Annotated in this window: 11 protein-coding genes and 1 pseudogene; 1 reads left to right on the forward strand and 11 read right to left on the reverse strand. The window is 72.5% G+C overall.

The annotated features are described in order from the left end of the window. Nucleotide 1 precedes the first annotated feature (1 nt). Entirely contained in the window at nt 2–1,024 is a 1,023-nt protein-coding gene (locus KG102_RS09700) for an aldo/keto reductase (RefSeq protein ID WP_208213284.1), read from the reverse strand. A gap of 165 nt (nt 1,025–1,189) precedes the next feature. Between KG102_RS09700 and KG102_RS19040 the strand changes: the two are divergent. Beyond that, a pseudogene (locus KG102_RS19040) lies at nt 1,190–1,612 on the forward strand (STAS domain-containing protein); the annotation flags it as partial. A gap of 135 nt (nt 1,613–1,747) precedes the next feature. Here KG102_RS19040 and KG102_RS09710 read toward each other — a convergent pair. The 10 genes from KG102_RS09710 to KG102_RS09755 all read right to left on the reverse strand — a co-directional run bounded on the left by KG102_RS09710 (nt 1,748) and on the right by KG102_RS09755 (nt 14,214). Beyond that, a complete protein-coding gene (locus KG102_RS09710; RefSeq protein ID WP_208213282.1) occupies nt 1,748–2,803 on the reverse strand; it encodes a zinc-dependent alcohol dehydrogenase family protein in 1,056 nt (351 codons plus the stop codon). Between the two features lie 115 nt (nt 2,804–2,918). Then, nucleotides 2,919–3,569 carry a dihydrofolate reductase family protein gene (locus KG102_RS09715; RefSeq protein ID WP_208289857.1) on the reverse strand — a complete coding sequence of 217 codons (651 nt, stop codon included), beginning with the start codon at nt 3,567–3,569 and terminating at the stop codon, nt 2,919–2,921. 30 nt (nt 3,570–3,599) lie between these two features. Then, nucleotides 3,600–5,717 (reverse strand): MMPL family transporter, encoded by a 2,118-nt coding sequence (locus tag KG102_RS09720; protein ID WP_208289856.1) that lies wholly within the window; start codon nt 5,715–5,717, stop codon nt 3,600–3,602. A 30-nt stretch (nt 5,718–5,747) separates the two neighbouring features. Then, on the reverse strand, nt 5,748–7,253 hold the full coding sequence (locus KG102_RS09725; protein WP_208289855.1) for a multicopper oxidase family protein: 1,506 nt from the start codon (nt 7,251–7,253) through the stop codon (nt 5,748–5,750). After that, nucleotides 7,250–7,678: a hypothetical protein gene (locus KG102_RS09730; protein WP_208289854.1), complete on the reverse strand. Its 429-nt coding sequence runs from the start codon at nt 7,676–7,678 to the stop codon at nt 7,250–7,252. The genes KG102_RS09725 and KG102_RS09730 overlap by 4 nt, the downstream gene beginning before the upstream one ends. Nucleotides 7,679–7,727: 49 nt before the next feature. Further along, entirely contained in the window at nt 7,728–8,792 is a 1,065-nt protein-coding gene (locus KG102_RS09735; RefSeq protein ID WP_208289853.1) for an FAD-dependent monooxygenase, read from the reverse strand. Between the two features lie 10 nt (nt 8,793–8,802). Beyond that, nucleotides 8,803–9,450 (reverse strand): response regulator, encoded by a 648-nt coding sequence (locus tag KG102_RS09740; RefSeq protein WP_208289852.1) that lies wholly within the window; start codon nt 9,448–9,450, stop codon nt 8,803–8,805. Continuing rightward, nucleotides 9,447–10,601 carry a sensor histidine kinase gene (locus tag KG102_RS09745; protein ID WP_208289851.1) on the reverse strand — a complete coding sequence of 385 codons (1,155 nt, stop codon included), beginning with the start codon at nt 10,599–10,601 and terminating at the stop codon, nt 9,447–9,449. Before KG102_RS09745 ends, KG102_RS09740 begins: the two co-directional genes overlap by 4 nt. A 137-nt stretch (nt 10,602–10,738) precedes the next feature. Then, nucleotides 10,739–12,565 (reverse strand): family 43 glycosylhydrolase, encoded by a 1,827-nt coding sequence (locus KG102_RS09750; protein WP_249667267.1) that lies wholly within the window; start codon nt 12,563–12,565, stop codon nt 10,739–10,741. After that, on the reverse strand, nt 12,562–14,214 hold the full coding sequence (locus tag KG102_RS09755; protein WP_249667268.1) for a glycoside hydrolase family 27 protein: 1,653 nt from the start codon (nt 14,212–14,214) through the stop codon (nt 12,562–12,564). Before KG102_RS09755 ends, KG102_RS09750 begins: the two co-directional genes overlap by 4 nt. Nucleotides 14,215–14,395: the final 181 nt, after the last annotated feature.

The following is a 14,395-nucleotide window of genomic DNA, read 5'->3' on the forward strand; positions in this document are numbered from 1 at the left end:
GTCAGAGCCCACCCCGGTGGCGTTGCGCCACGCCGGCGGTGCCGTAGGGGTAGTCGTCGACCCTCGGCGCGCTCACCTCGGTCAGCCGCTCGAGCTCGGCGGCCGTGAGCACCAGGTCGGCGGCGCGCAGGTTGTCGCCGAGCTGCTCGCTCGTGCGGGCTCCGATGATGACCGAGGTGACCCCCGGGCGGGCTGCGAGCCACGCCAGGGCGACCTGGGACATGGTCACCTCGCGGGCGTCGGCGACCTCCCGGACGGCGTCGATGACACGCCACGTCCTCTCATCGGCGTTCCGTGCCTCCCACGCCTCCATGCCTCGGGTGGGATCCTCGCCCAGCCGGGACGAGCCCTGCGGGAGGACGTCCCGCTCGTACTTCCCGGTGAGCCAGCCGCCGGCCAGCGGTGACCACGGCAACAGCCCGAGGCCCGCGTCGAGGGCTGCGGGAACGACCTCGTGCTCGATGTCGCGTACGAGCAGGTTGTACTGGGGCTGGAGCGTGACCGGCCGCGACCAGTCATGGGCACGCGCCGTGTGGACGGCCTTCGTGAGCTGCCACCCGAGGTAGTTGGAGAATCCGTAGTACGAGATCTTGCCCGCGGCGACGGCCTCGTCGAGGAACCCGAGCGTCTCCTCGACGGGGGTGAGCGCGTCCCAGGCGTGCATCTGGTAGAGGTCGATGTGCTCGACACCCAGGCGACGCAGTGAGGCATCGAGCGCCTCGCGCAGATGGCGGCGAGACAGGCCCAGGTCGTTGCGACCGTCTCCCATCGCGAACCGCCCCTTCGTCGCCACGACGAGCTGCCGTGCGTCCGTGGGGTGGGCGGCGAGCCAGCGTCCGAGAATCTCCTCGGAGCCGCCCTGCGAGTAGACGTCGGCGGTGTCGACGAACGTCCCGCCGTGCTCGACGAACGTCGTCATCATCTCGGCGGACGCCCGTTCGTCCGCCTCGGCGCCGAACGTCATGGTGCCGAGGCACTGCGCCGAGACGATCGTTCCGCTGGTGCCGAGGGTGCGGTACTGCATGGTGTACCCCTCCTGGTTGCCGACTGGATCGAGGACATCACGAGTCTGCGGCGCCCGCCACCGTGCGCGGCGCCCGATCTGCGTCGATGGTGGAGGCACGCCGGAACGCGCCGCATGACGCGCCGCGGGGACCGGCGACAGGGTGCTGGGCCCCAGCTCGGCGTCATGACGTTCGGCATCCTGCAGGGCGTGTTCATCGGGGTCGGGCTCTCCATCCTCTGGCTGGTGTCACGCTCCGCCCTGCCCCCCATCCCCGAGCTCGGTCGCAAGCCCGGTACCGACGCGTTCTACGACCTCACTCAGGGCGACGACTTCGAGACGTATCCCGGGATCCTCGTCCTGCGCTTCGACTGCGGTCTGTTCTTCGTGAACGCCGACGCCCACGGCGACCCGCTGCACCGGATCCGCACCGAATCGGGGCAACAGCTCGGCGCCGTCATCCTCAGCATGGAGGGCGTCGACTTCATCGACACCGAGGGCGCCGACGTCCTCAAGAAGCTGGCCAAGGCTGACGCGGTCCGCGGGATCGACCTGCGACTGGCCCGGGTCAAGCCGAGGGTCGAGCGCGTGCTGGCGCGCGACGGCTTCTTCGACGTGATCGGCCGCGACCCCTGCACGACACCATCGCGCAGGCGGTCGAGACGCACCTCACGCTGCATCCTGCGCCGCCGGAGCGGAAGCCCGGGGCGCGGTCGCGCTCCTGAGACCCGCCCCGAGCGTGCGTCAGCGGGACAGCAGCACCTTCAGCGCCCGCGTCTGCGCGGCGTCGTCGAACGTGCCGTAGGCCTCCATGATGTCCGCCAGGGCGAACCGGTGGGTCACGAACGCGTCGACCGGCAGCTTTCCGGCCGCCACCAGGCGCAGGAGCATGGGTACGGTGGTCGCGTTCACCAGGCCCGTCGTGATCGTGAGGTTCTGGATCCAGAGGTCCTGCAACGCCAGCTCGACCGGCTTGCCGTGCACGCCGAGGTTGGCGAGGTGGCCCCCCGGTCGGACGAGCTGGGTGCACATGGTGAAGGTCTGCGGGATCCCGACGCACTCGATGGCGACGTCGACCCCGTCGGCGTCGGTGGCCGCGAGCACCTGCTCCCGCCAGTCGGCTGCCGAGGCGTCGACAGTCACCGTGGCGCCGAGCCCCTTGGCCACCTCGAGGCGGTTCAGGTCCCGGTCGATCGCGACGATCGTGGCCGCCCCGTACAGTCCCGCGGTCGCGACCGCGGCCAGGCCGACGGGTCCGGCACCGACCACCGCGACGGAGTCGCCGGGCTTCACCTGGCCGTACTGCACGCCGATCTCGAAGCCCGTGGGCAGGATGTCGGAGAGCAGGACGGCCAGCGGGTCCGGTACCGCGGGTGGCAGCCGGTGCAGGGAGCCGTCGGCGAACGGCACGCGAACGAGCTCCGCCTGCGTCCCGTCGATGAGGTGCCCGAGGATCCAGCCGATGCCGGGTGCCCCCTCGGGGGCCAGACAGTGCGAGGGCATCTGGCTCCGGCAGTACCGGCACACCCCGCACGAGCTGATGCACGAGATGATCACCCGGTCCCCCGGCGCGTGGTTGGTGACGCTCTCGCCCACCGACACGACCGTGCCGACCCCCTCATGACCGAGGATGCGGCCCGCCGTGACGGCCGGCACGTCGCCGCGCAGGATGTGCAGGTCCGTCCCGCAGATGGTCGTGGTGTCGACCTGGACGACCGCGTCGGTCGACTCGACCAGCGCCGCGTCCGGCACGTCCTCCCACGCGATGCTGCCCGGACCATGGAACACGAGCGCCTTCATGGTGACCCCCCACCTCGACCCCGCGGGCACGGTTGCCCGTCGTGCGGTCGGCTTCCCAGCCACGCTACGCGCGAGCACGGTGCGCGGCTCGTCGGCACGGGTGCCCCGTCGTCCGCTACGCGATGCTCTCCTTCCCGTCCTGCACCGCGTACGACCGGGTCTCGCGACCACCCTGCCGCGCGCCCCGCAGCTCGACCGAGACGACGCCACCCGGGAGCGCCGTCGCGGTGGGGTGGTCGAAGCCCGTGGGCATCACGCCCTCGTCGAAGAGGCGCTTCCCGCCACCTCCCACGACGACCGGGAACACGAGCAGGCGGTAGACGTCGACGAGACCGGCGTCGTGCAGGGCGCGCACCAGCTGCCAGCTGCCGTGGACCTGCAGGTCGCCGTCGCCGCGCGCCGTGAGGTCCCGGACCCCCGTGACGGGGTCGCCGCGCAGGACGGTCGTGTCGCCCCAGGCGGCGTCCTCGTCGCTGAGCGTGCTGCTCACGACGTACTTGCGCCCGCCGTTGAGCACGGCGGCGACCCTGTTGTCCGGATCGGTGACCAGCGGCCAGTACTCGCGCATCATGGCGAAGGTGGTCCGGCCCAGCAGGACGGCCGAGGTGCCGGAGAACCAGGCATCGACCACAGGGCCCCAGCCGGCGACGTCGAACGGGACGAGCCAGCCGCCGCCGGTGAACCCGCCGGTGGGGTCCTCCTGCGGACCGCCTGGGCCCTGCATGACCCCGTCGAGGCTGACGAAGGCGTTCACGGACAGCTGCATGGTGCGTCTCCTTGTCGGTGCGGCGGTCGGTCAGGCCGAGGTGGTGCGCGCGTACTGCGGGTTCGTGGAGGGGGTGGCCGCCTCCAGAGCCGGGTCCTCCAGGCGGATGGTCGGAAGGATGCGGCCGAGCGGACCGGGCAGCCACCACGCGCGCTCACCGAACAGGTGCATCACGGCGGGGACCACGAGGCAGCGGACGACCGCGGCGTCGAGGAGGACCGCGACGGCCAGTCCGAGGCCCATCTGGCCGAGCATCCGGCTCGGGCTGAGCATGAAGGACCCGAAGACGACGACCATGATCGCCGCGGCGGCCGTGATCACGGTGCCGGTCCCCGCGAGACCCTCGCGGACGGCGTGCCGGGCGTCACCGCTTCGCCGCCACTCCTCGTGCATCCGGGACATGAGGAACACCTCGTAGTCCATGGAGAGCCCGAAGACGACGGCGAACACGATCACCGGCAGGAACGCCTCGATCGGCCCGGGCGCCTGGCCGAGCGTGCCTTCGCCATAGACCAGCTGCATGACCCCGAGGGCGGCCCCGATGGACAGCAGGTTGAGCGCGGCCGCCTTGAGCGGGATGAGCAGCGACCGGAAGACGGTCATCAGCAGGAGCGAGGAGATCCCCACGACGACCGCGACGAACCACGGCATCCGGTCGGACACGCCCTCGGCGAAGTCGATGGCGGCCGCGGTCGACCCGCCGACGGAGAAGCGGCCCTCGTCGGCGACGGCGGGCAGCACGTCGTCCCGTAGGCGGTGCACGAGGTCGATCGTGGCATCGTCCGCCGGCCCCGTCTCCGGGAAGACGATTACTGTCGACCCGTCGTCGCCGGGGATGGGTCCGACCACGTCCGCGACGCCGGGCGTCTCGCGGATCGCCTCGGCGGCGCCGGCCGCCTCGGCCTCAGGGGCCTCCGCGAGGACGACGAGCGGCCCGTTCGCTCCGGCGCCGAATCCCTGGGCAAGGAGGTCGTACGCCTCCCGGGTCGTCGATCCCGCGGGGTCGGTGCCGGCGTCGGCGAAGCCGAGGCGCAGGGAGAACATCGGCACGGTGAGGGCGACGAGGACGAGGACGCCGCCGACCAGGGCCGGCCACGGTCGGCGCGCGATGGCATCGGACAGTGCGCGCCAGCGGTCGGCCTCCCGGCCCCGCCCTCGTGCGGCGCGTCTGCGGACGGACCGCTCGATGCGACCACCGAACAGCGTCAGCAGCGCCGGCAGGAGCGTCGCCGAGGCGAGCATCGTCATGAGCACGGTCACCGCGACCGCGATGGCAAGACCCCTGAGCGCGCCGAGGCCGAGCACAACCAGGCCGAGCAGGGCGATGACGACGGTCGCACCCGCGAACATGACGGACCGCCCGGCTGTGCGCTGTGCCACGATCGCGGCCTCGGTGCGCGGCCGACCGGCCAGCAGCTCGCTGCGGAACCGGGAGAAGATCAGCAGCGCATAGTCGATACCGACGCCCAGGCCGACGAGCATCATCATCGGCGCCGCGTACGTCGGCACCGCGGTGACGTGCGACACCAGGGCCGCCGCACCGATGCTCGACCCGACCGCCAGGACCGCGCTCAGGATCGGCAGGGATGCCGCGACGAGGCTGCCGAACAGGAACACCAGGATCACGAGCGCGGCGAGGATCCCGATGCCCTCGGCGGCGCCGCCCGACTCCTGCGCGCCCCGGACCGAGGCGCCGCTGAGCTCGATCCCGACCTCGTCGGTGGCGTGCTCCTCCGCGACGTCGAGGATGCCCCGGACGTCGGCAGGGTCCGTCTCGAGCGGGGTGGTCTCGAGCGTCACGGTGGCATATGCGATGCGGCCGTCGTCGCTGACCGAGTGGGCGTCGACCGCCGGCGCCTGCACCGACTCCACCCCCGGGAGCTCCTCGATCTCGCCGAGTGCTGCCTCCACCGCGGCGTCCTCGGCGACCGGCGCCGCGCCGTGGAAGACCACCGCGACCGTGTCGAGCGTGGGCTCGCCGGACTGCTCCAGGCGGTCCGACACCCGCTGTGACTCGGTGCCCGGCAGCGTGTGGTCGTCGTAGTACGCCGAGCCGAAGGCAGCCGACGCAGCCTGCAGGGCCACGATGAGCAGGATCCAGAAGGTCACCGCCCACCACGGCCGTCGCATCGCCCAGGTGCTCTTCATCAGGTCCTCCGTCGGTCTCGATGTGTGTGCTCAGTGGTCGTGGTGCGTCGTCGCGACGCGGCCTGCCCGCCCGTCGTCGGTGACGACGAACTGCGCCATCAGCCCCTGGTCCTCGTGCAGGAGGAGATGGCAGTGGGCCATGTACGGGGTGTCCGGGTCGGCGAAGTCCTCGAACCGCATGGCCAGGCGGTAGGTGCGACGCGGCTCCAGGTAGACCGTGTCCTTGCGTCCCCCGAGCTCTGGTCCCGGCGGGTCGCCTTCGACGTCGAGGACCTGGAACTGCACGTCGTGGACGTGCCAGTTGTGCGGGAAGAGGTCGAGGTTCGTGACCTCCCAGATCTCGGTGTCGCCCACGCGGACGGTCTCGTCGATCCGGTCCATGTCCATGGTCCGGCCGTTGATGCTGCGGTCCTGGATGGCGAACCGCCGCGTGACGGCGGCGTCGTCCGCGTCCACGGTGTCGTCGGCGAGCGGCTCGAACGCCACCGGCACCGGTGCCGCGGCCGCCAGCTCAGGGGCCGCGCTCAGCCGCAGCACGGGGAACTCGTCGTTGGCGCCGACGGCGAACGGTGCAACGACCCCGCCGAGGTCGGGGGCCCGTGAGACGAGCATCGTCTCCGAGCCCGGCGCCAGGGACACGACGATCTCCGCCCGCTCGCCCGGCGAGAGCCGGACGTGGTCCGTCTCGTACGGCGTCGGCAGGAGCCCGCCATCCGTGCCGACGTGGGTGAACGGACGGTCGTCCTCGAAGGCGAAGTCGTAGACGCGGGCCGTCGATCCGTTGAGCAGGCGGAGCCGCACGAGCTCCGTCGTGACCTCGTGCACCGCGCCGGCGACGCCGTTGGTCACGATGGTGCTGCCGAGCAGGCCGACCTCGTTCCCGTCGGAGTCGAGGACCAGGCGTCCGTCGTCGTCGAGGCGCTTGTCCTGCACGATCACGGGGACGTCGTCGACGCCGTAGTCGTCCGGCAGGCCGGAGGCGCGGTCGTCGTCCAGCAGGAACATCCCGGCGAGACCCCGGTAGACGTGCTCCTCGGTCCGGCCGTGGGGGTGCGGGTGGTACCAGAGGGTGGCCGCCGGCTGGTCGATCTGCCAGGTGGGACGCCAGGTGTCCCCCGGCTCCACCATCTGGTGCGGTCCCCCGTCCATGTCGGGCGGCAGGTGCATGCCGTGCCAGTGCACCGTCGTGGGCTCGTCGATCGAGTTGGTCACCTCGACAGCGACGCGCTCCCCGCGCGTGGCGCGCAGGGTCGGGCCGAGGACGTCGCCGTTGAACCCCCAGGTGGGTGTGCTGACGCCAGGGACGATCTCGGAGGTTCCCTCCTGCGCCTCGAGGGAGAACACCCGGACGCCGTCGACGACCGTCGAGGGCGCCAGCGGCGGGATCGGCAGCGGGATGTCGAACGACGACGGGGACTCCACCGGTGACAACGATCCCCCGCCGCCGACCGGGTTGACCGGCACGCATCCCCCGGCCGTGAGCACGGCGGTGACCGCCACCGCCGCCGCGGCCAGCCGCCCGCGCACGCGGGTCATCGTGCGGCCCTCGAGCGCTGGAGGGAACGCGCGAGGAGCCCGGCGAGCGCGCCGAGCCCCGCTGCGCGAGCGATCTCGAAGACGGCGACGACCCCGCCGAGGACGCCGCCGATGGACGGTCGGTCGCCGAGCAGCTCCGACATCGCCATGAGGAGGATGCCGTAGACGACGCCGGCCAGGGTGAGCGTCACCACGGGCTGCGGGACCCGGCCGAAGCCGACCCCCAGCACCCAGGCCGCGCCGACGACCGCGAGGACGAGGAAGGCGGCGGCCGGTTGGCCGAGCGAGTCTGCCAGGCCGAGCGCGTCGACCAGCGGCCACAGGAGCGCGAGCGAGCCGAAGCCGATGACGAGGGGCCAGCTCAGGCGCTCGGGGCGCCGCGTGCCGGTCGGGACGGAGTCGGGGTGCGTCGGGTCGTGTGCCATACCGCGACGCTAGGAACCGGCGCCCCGGTCGCGGGTCGCCCTCCGGGCGTCAGTGCGGGTCGCGCACCGTCGACTCGTCGGTCGCTCGGCGTCGACCCGGCGTGACGGTGAGCAGGCCGCGCAGGGCGAGGTCACGCGGACCGGCGCCACCTTCGGCCGTGCTCACCCGGTTGACCACCCGGGCCAGGCGCACGAGCCGGCGGGTCGGCGGGCGCCGGTCCCGGTCGTACCGCCGCAGTCCCTCGTCCACGTCCTGGCCCACGGTCAGCGCGTCGGCCAGTGCCACGGCGTCCAGCAGCGTCTCGCACGCTCCGCGGCCGAGGTTCGGCGCCATGGCGTGCGCCGCGTCGCCGAGCAGCGCGACCCTCCCCCTCACGTAGGTGGCCAGCGGCGGGAGGTCGGAGAGCCGGCGGCGGTCGACACCAGCCGGGTCGACGGCGTCGACGACGGCTGCCACGCCGTCGTGCCAGCCGTCGAACAGCTCGCGCAGCGCGGCCGCCGTCGTGCCCGGGGAACGGTCGGTGGGCACGCGCTCCGCCCGCACGCAGGCGAACCAGTTGGTGGCGCCGTCGCCGTTCGGGGTGATGCCGAACAACCGGCCGCGGCCCCACGTCTCGGTGACGGTGGACACCGTGCCGGGGACGGTCCCGCGGAACGCCACGGTGCCGAGCGGCCGCGGGCCCGCCGGCCGGAACACGGAGTGGATGCCGTCCGCCGCCACGACGAGGTCCGCCTCCGGGACGTCGGCGGGACCGCGCACCGGGTGCCCCCACCGGATCGCGCCGTCCGGAAGGCTGTCGGCGAGCGTCGCCAGCAGGTCACCGCGCGAGACGAGGTGGACGCTCCCCCGGCCGCCGACGCGCGCGAGGACCGCGCCGTCAGGGCGCAGGATCTGCCCGCCGCGCTGCGCGGCCGACCGGAGCCGGACGGCATCGCCCAGGTCGAGGCGGTCGAGGGCCGCCATGGCCTGCGGCCACATGCCCAGCGCGGTGCCGCCCGTGGTCGGCGCGTCGCTGCGCTCCCGGACCTGCACGCGCCAGCCGGCGAGCAGGAGGGCTCGGGCGGCGGCGAGCCCGCCGATGCCCGCACCGACCACCACAGCAGAACCACGCACGGGAAACTCCTCAGGTCAGGCCGGAGCGGTGCGCGATGATCGCGAGCTCCGTGCGGTCGCGGGCGTCCAGCTTGGTCAGGATCCGGCTCACGTAGGTCCGCGCCGTCGCCGGGCTGAGGAAGAGCGCCACGGCGATCTCGTCGTTGGTGTCGCCGTGGCCGACCCGCTCGAGCACCTCGAGCTCGCGCTCGCTCAGCGTGCCGAGCCGGGGGTGGGGAGCGGGCGGCGGCGAGCTCGCGGCCACGAAGTCCATCAGGCGCCGGGTGATCGCCGGGGACAGGAGGCTGCCGCCCGCCGCAGCGGTGTGCACCGCCTGGCGCAACGCGGGTCCGGGGGTGTCCTTGAGCAGGTAGCCGGCCGCACCGACGCGGATCGCCTCGATCACGTCGTCGTCGTCGTCGAACGTCGTCAGGATGAGGACGCGTGTCTGCGCGAGCCGCGGATCGGCGCGGATGCGACGGGTCGCCTCGATGCCGTCCGTGCCGGGCATGCGGATGTCCATGAGGACGACGTCGGGGCGGTGGCGCACGGCCAGCTCGACCGCGCGCTCCCCGTCCGCCGCATCGGCCACCACCGTGATGCCCGGGTCGTTGGTGAGGAGGGCACGCAAACCGGCCCGCACGAGGTCCTGGTCGTCGACCATCAGGACGGTCGTCACGGTTCCTCCTCCATCGGCAGTGCCGCGGCGACGACGAAGCCCGTCGGGGTGGGTCCCGCCGTGAGCGACCCGCCCAGCGCCTCGGCACGCTCACGCATGCCGGTGATGCCGTGCCCGACCGTGCTCGGCCCGACGCCCGCGGGCCCGTCGTCCTCGACGCGCACGCGCAGGATGCCGTCGTCGGCGCGGACGTCGACCCGCACCCGGCTGGCCCGAGCGTGCCGTACGACGTTGGTGATCGCCTCCTGGACGATCCGGTACGCCACCGCTCCGGCGGGCCCGGGCGCGGACCCGGCGTCGATGTCGGCCACCACGTCGAGGCCCGCCTGTTGCGCGGGGCGCAGCGCCGTGGCCAGGTCGCCGAGCCCCGGCACGTCGCGCGCCGCGGGTGCGGCCTGCCGGAGCAGCGCCACCGTGCGGCGCAGGTCCGTCAGGGTCGCGGTCGTCGTGTCCCGGATGACGTCGACCGCGTCCGCCGCCACCGCCTCGTCCCGCCCGATGGCCTCGCCGGCCACCTGGGCGTGCAGGGCGACCACGGTCAGCGCATGACCGACCGAGTCGTGCACGTCACGGGCCATGGTCAGGCGCTCGCGCGTCACCCGCTCCTCCGCCTGGCGGCGGTACCGCTCGGCGAGCAGGGCCGCGACCTCCCGCGCGCGGACGCCCAGCTCGCGGCGCGATCGGACCCCGTCGCCGAGTGCGACCACGGCGGCGAGCAGGAGGCCGTTCCACACGAGCTCGTACCCGAGGACGAAGCTGGCGGCCTGGCCGACGGCGAGCCGGTACCCCGTCGCGATGGCGAGGATCGCCACCGAACCCACCACGGCGACCGCGAGCCGCCCCGCCTCCGCCGCGGAGAAGACCGCTGCGGCGACGGGGACGGCCACGCCGACCGGCGGGTAGCCGGCGGCGTAGTAGCCGAACAGGCCGACGCCCGTGAGTGCGACCACGGCGGCGGGATAGCGGCGGCGCACGAGCATCAGTGCGCCGAGACCGGCGGCCCAGAGGTAGGCGGACCCCTCGGGTCGGGACTCGTCGACGTCGGCCGCGATCACGAGCGACAGGACCAGCGTGACGGCGACGGCCAGGACGGCGTCGGCGACCCACGGTGCGGTGGCCGGGTGCGCTGCCTCGGGTTCCGCGGCTGCCATCTCGCCAGGCTAGACAGTTCCGCGGCTCCGGGGCAGTCGACTCCGGGCGACACCGCGGTCGACTTCTGTCGCACCCCCGCACGCCGGCGTCAGCCGAGCCGTCGTCGTGGCCGGGTGGGCGCACCCCGCGGCCCGCCTCACGAGCGGGACCACTGCATGCTGGTCGCCCCGCTGCACGTCCGCTGCTCCAGCACCGCCCCGGCCGCGGTGGAGCCGTTCACGACGTTGAGGCACTTTCCGCTGTTGAGGTTGACCAGCTGGGAGTAGCCGTCGCCGGTGGAACGCCAGCTGAACACCTGGTTGGCCCCCTGGTGGCAGGTGTACTGGATGATCGCAGCGCCGTCCGCCACGGAAGCGTTGCCGACGTCGACGCACCTGCCGCTGTGCACGCTCTGCAGCCGCACGTTGCCGTTGCCGGCATCCAGGTACCGCCACTGCTGCCACGCCGCACCGCTGCTCGTCCACTGGCCGATGACCGCGAGGTCGTCGACGCTCCCCTGCTGGACGTCAACCACCTGACCGCTGTTCCGGTTGGTGATCCGGTACGCCGGTGCGGTGCTGCTGCCGCGTGCGAACTGCCACCAGCCGACGTTGAACAGGTTGCCGCTGCCGCCGACGAAGCGCAGGTAGAGGTCGCGGGTGCCGGTGGCGCCGCTGACGGGACAGGTCGTCGTCGTCCAGCTCTGCCATCCCCCGGTGCCGCCGACGGTGCACGTGCCGACGACCGGGCCGCTCGTGCTGTCCAGCCGCACCTCGATCCGACCACCCGAGGTCGCGGAGGCGACGCGTGCGGAGAACGAGGCTGCGCCGGTGCCGAAGGCGACGCCCTTGACCCGCACGTAGTCCGCGTTCTCGATCCAGCCGATGTTCATCCCGCCCTCGCTGGACGGCTCCGTCTCGATGCCGGAGCTCCACGCGATCGTCTCGGCCTCCTGCCGGACGAACGGGTCGAGCGTGCCCACCTGGGGTGCGCCCGCTGCGGTCATGGTGATGGTCGGGATGGTGCCGTCGGCGTTGTAGCTGAACTTCTCGACGGCCACGGAGCGCGTGTACCCGCCACCGCCCGGCAGCGCCCCGTTGTGGTAGAAGAAGTAGGACCCGCCGTTGAAGTCGATGACGCCCGGGTGGTTGGTGAAGCTGCTGCCCTGCGTGGGCATGATCGTCCCCCGGTACGTCCACGGCCCGGTCGGGCCCGGCGCCGTGGAGTACGCGAGGAACTCCGAGCAGCACCGGGCCGCGAACACGTTGTAGTAGAGCCCGCCCCGCTTGTAGACCCACGGCCCCTCCTCGTAGAGCGTGGGGCGCTCGGCGTTCCCGCTGCGTGCACCGAACCCGGCGGTCGTGAGCGGGATCTGCGTCGGGCTGCCGGAGAACGAGATCATGTCGGCGTTGAGCCGCACGTACCAGAGTCGGGGGTTGCCCCAGTACAGGTACGCCTGCCCGTCGTCGTCGACGAGGACGGTCGGGTCGATCTCGCCGTTGCCCACCAGGGGGCGGCCGATCGCGTCACGGAACGGGCCGGTCGGGCTGTCCGAGACACCGACCCCGATGACCATCTGGCCGGTCGACCGCTGCCGCACGGGGACGTACCAGTAGAACTGCCCGTTGCGTTCCACCACCTGCCCGGCCCAGGCGTTCACGTCCGCCCAGGAGAAGGTCGCGAGCGACATCGGGGAGCCGTGGTCCGTCCAGTTCACCATGTCGACGGAGGAGAAGACCCGCCACTCGCGCATGGTGAAGTACGTCGAGGCGTCCTCGTCGTGCCCGGTGTAGAGGTACACCCGGCCGTCGTGCACCAGCGGCGCCGGATCGGCGGTGTAGAGGTGCTGGACGATCGGGTTGTCCGCCTGGGCGGGGGCGGGCAGGAGGGTGACGGCGCCGACGAGCGCGGCCAGCACCGCGACCGCCGAGCGGAGACGCGGTCGGGCCCGGCGGACCGGCCCTCGCGACGACGGGCCCGTCACGACCTGCTCCAGCGTTGGTTGGCGTTCCCGTGGCAGGACCACAGGATCACGCGCGTGCCGTTCGCGCTGGCGCCGTTGTCGACGTCGAGGCACAGCGACGGGTGCCGGACGCTGCTCACCGTGCCGTTGCCCTGGAACGTCCACTGCTGGTTCGTCCCACCGTTGCAGTCCCAGATCTGCACCCGGGTGCCGTTGCCAGCGGTCAAGGGCGCGTCGAGGCACTTGCCCAGGATCCGCAGGCTCTGGCCGCTCTGGGTGATCTGCTGGTTGGCGTTGCCGTGGCAGTCCCAGATCAGGGCGCCCGTGCCGTTCGCGGTGTTCGAGGCCTCGAGGTCGAGGCACCGACCGGCGGACTCGCTGCGCAGCCGGAACGTGGTGGGCGTCGACGGGTCGGTGGTGGTGCCTCCGCTGACCCGGTAGACCACCGTGCCGTGGGCGGGGACGCTCGCCGAGATGCTGCCGGTGGTGGTCGAGGTGGCGTTGGTCCAGGAGTCGCGCAGCGTGAACGAGGTGCCCGTCTTGCCGATCGCCGCGGCCGAGGTGGAGACGGTCGTGGTCGAGCTTCCCTCGTTGAACAGGGCGACCGCGACGTCGCCGTTCGCCAGTCGCTTGGCCAGCACCCGGCGGGTGCCGTCGTGGGAGACCTGGACCGCCTGCCGGCCGAGGGGGTCCTGGTTGATCGCGATCAGGTTGCCGTTCTTGAGGATGTCCAGCGTCCCGGCGCCCGCCGAGCGCACGTCGTTGCCCATCATGAGCGGGGCGGCCAGCACGGCCCACAGGGCGAAGTGGCTGCGCATCTCCGTGTCCGTCATGCCGCCGTTGCCGACCTCGAGCATGTCCGGGTCGTTGAACCCGCCCGGTGCCGCATACCCGGCCAACGGCACGGTGACGTCCACGATGTTCTGGATGCCCATCGGGTAGCCGTTGGTCTGGCCGGTGTCCCACGCGTTGGTGATGTCCTCCGTCGTCCGCCACAGGTTGGCGACGTCGCTCCAGTTGCGCTGCGGCCCGGTCTTCTCGTGGATGCTGTTGGAGTTGATGCTGTAGACGATCGGCCGGCCGGTGGCCGCGAGCGCGTCCCGCATGATGGCGAACCGCGCGACCTGCTCGGAGATGCTGCCGGTGGGTGAGCACCAGTCGTACTTGAGGTAGTCCACCCCCCAGGCGGCGAACTGCCGGGCGTCCTGGTACTCGTGGCCGAGGCTCCCGGTCGAGCCCGGGTAGCTGTCGAAGTACTGCGCGCAGGTCTGGTCCAGCGGCCCCTGGTAGATGCCGAACAGCAGGCCACGGGCGTGCAGGTAGTCTCCCAGCGCCTTCATGCCGCTCGGGAATCGTTGGGGGTCGCCCTGGAGGTTGCCCTGCGCGTCGCGGTTCGGGTTGAACCAGCAGTCGTCGACGACGACGTACTTGTAGCCCAGGTCCCGCAGCCCCTTGCTCACGATCGCGTCGGCCATCTGGCGGATGAGCGTCTCGTTGATGTTGCAGCCGAACGTGTTCCACGTGTTCCAGCCCATCGGCGGCGTCCGGGCGACGCCGTTGTCGAGGGCCTGGGCGGGACGGGGCGCGACGAGCGCGTCGGTCGTCACCGTGGTGAGCGTGAGGGCGAGGACGCTCAGGACAGCCGCGAACCATGTCTTCGGTGTACGCACGTGCATCTCCTTCGTCGGGGAGAACAGCGGTGCCGGTGCTCATCAGCACGGCATGTCCTGCGCGGGTCGACGCCGCGGCGGCCTGGCGCTCCTCGTCGGGCGAGCGGGCGGCTTCCTCGGGCGAGGATGGCCCCGGCGACGGGGCGCCGGGTCGCGGTCGTCGCCGTCGTCGCGCACCGGT

Source organism: Cellulomonas fengjieae, from assembly GCF_018388465.1.
Lineage (GTDB): Bacteria > Actinomycetota > Actinomycetes > Actinomycetales > Cellulomonadaceae > Cellulomonas > Cellulomonas fengjieae.

What these genes read in the sequence shown, in the direction of transcription:
- KG102_RS09700 (WP_208213284.1), bottom strand. Translation starts at nt 1,024, where the DNA reads ATGCAGTACCGCACCCTCGGCACCAGCGGAACGATCGTCTCGGCGCAG.
- KG102_RS09745 (WP_208289851.1), bottom strand. Translation starts at nt 10,601, where the DNA reads ATGGCAGCCGCGGAACCCGAGGCAGCGCACCCGGCCACCGCACCGTGG.
- KG102_RS09710 (WP_208213282.1), bottom strand. Translation starts at nt 2,803, where the DNA reads ATGAAGGCGCTCGTGTTCCATGGTCCGGGCAGCATCGCGTGGGAGGAC.
- KG102_RS09715 (WP_208289857.1), bottom strand. Translation starts at nt 3,569, where the DNA reads ATGCAGCTGTCCGTGAACGCCTTCGTCAGCCTCGACGGGGTCATGCAG.
- KG102_RS09720 (WP_208289856.1), bottom strand. Translation starts at nt 5,717, where the DNA reads ATGAAGAGCACCTGGGCGATGCGACGGCCGTGGTGGGCGGTGACCTTC.
- KG102_RS09725 (WP_208289855.1), bottom strand. Translation starts at nt 7,253, where the DNA reads ATGACCCGCGTGCGCGGGCGGCTGGCCGCGGCGGCGGTGGCGGTCACC.
- KG102_RS09730 (WP_208289854.1), bottom strand. Translation starts at nt 7,678, where the DNA reads ATGGCACACGACCCGACGCACCCCGACTCCGTCCCGACCGGCACGCGG.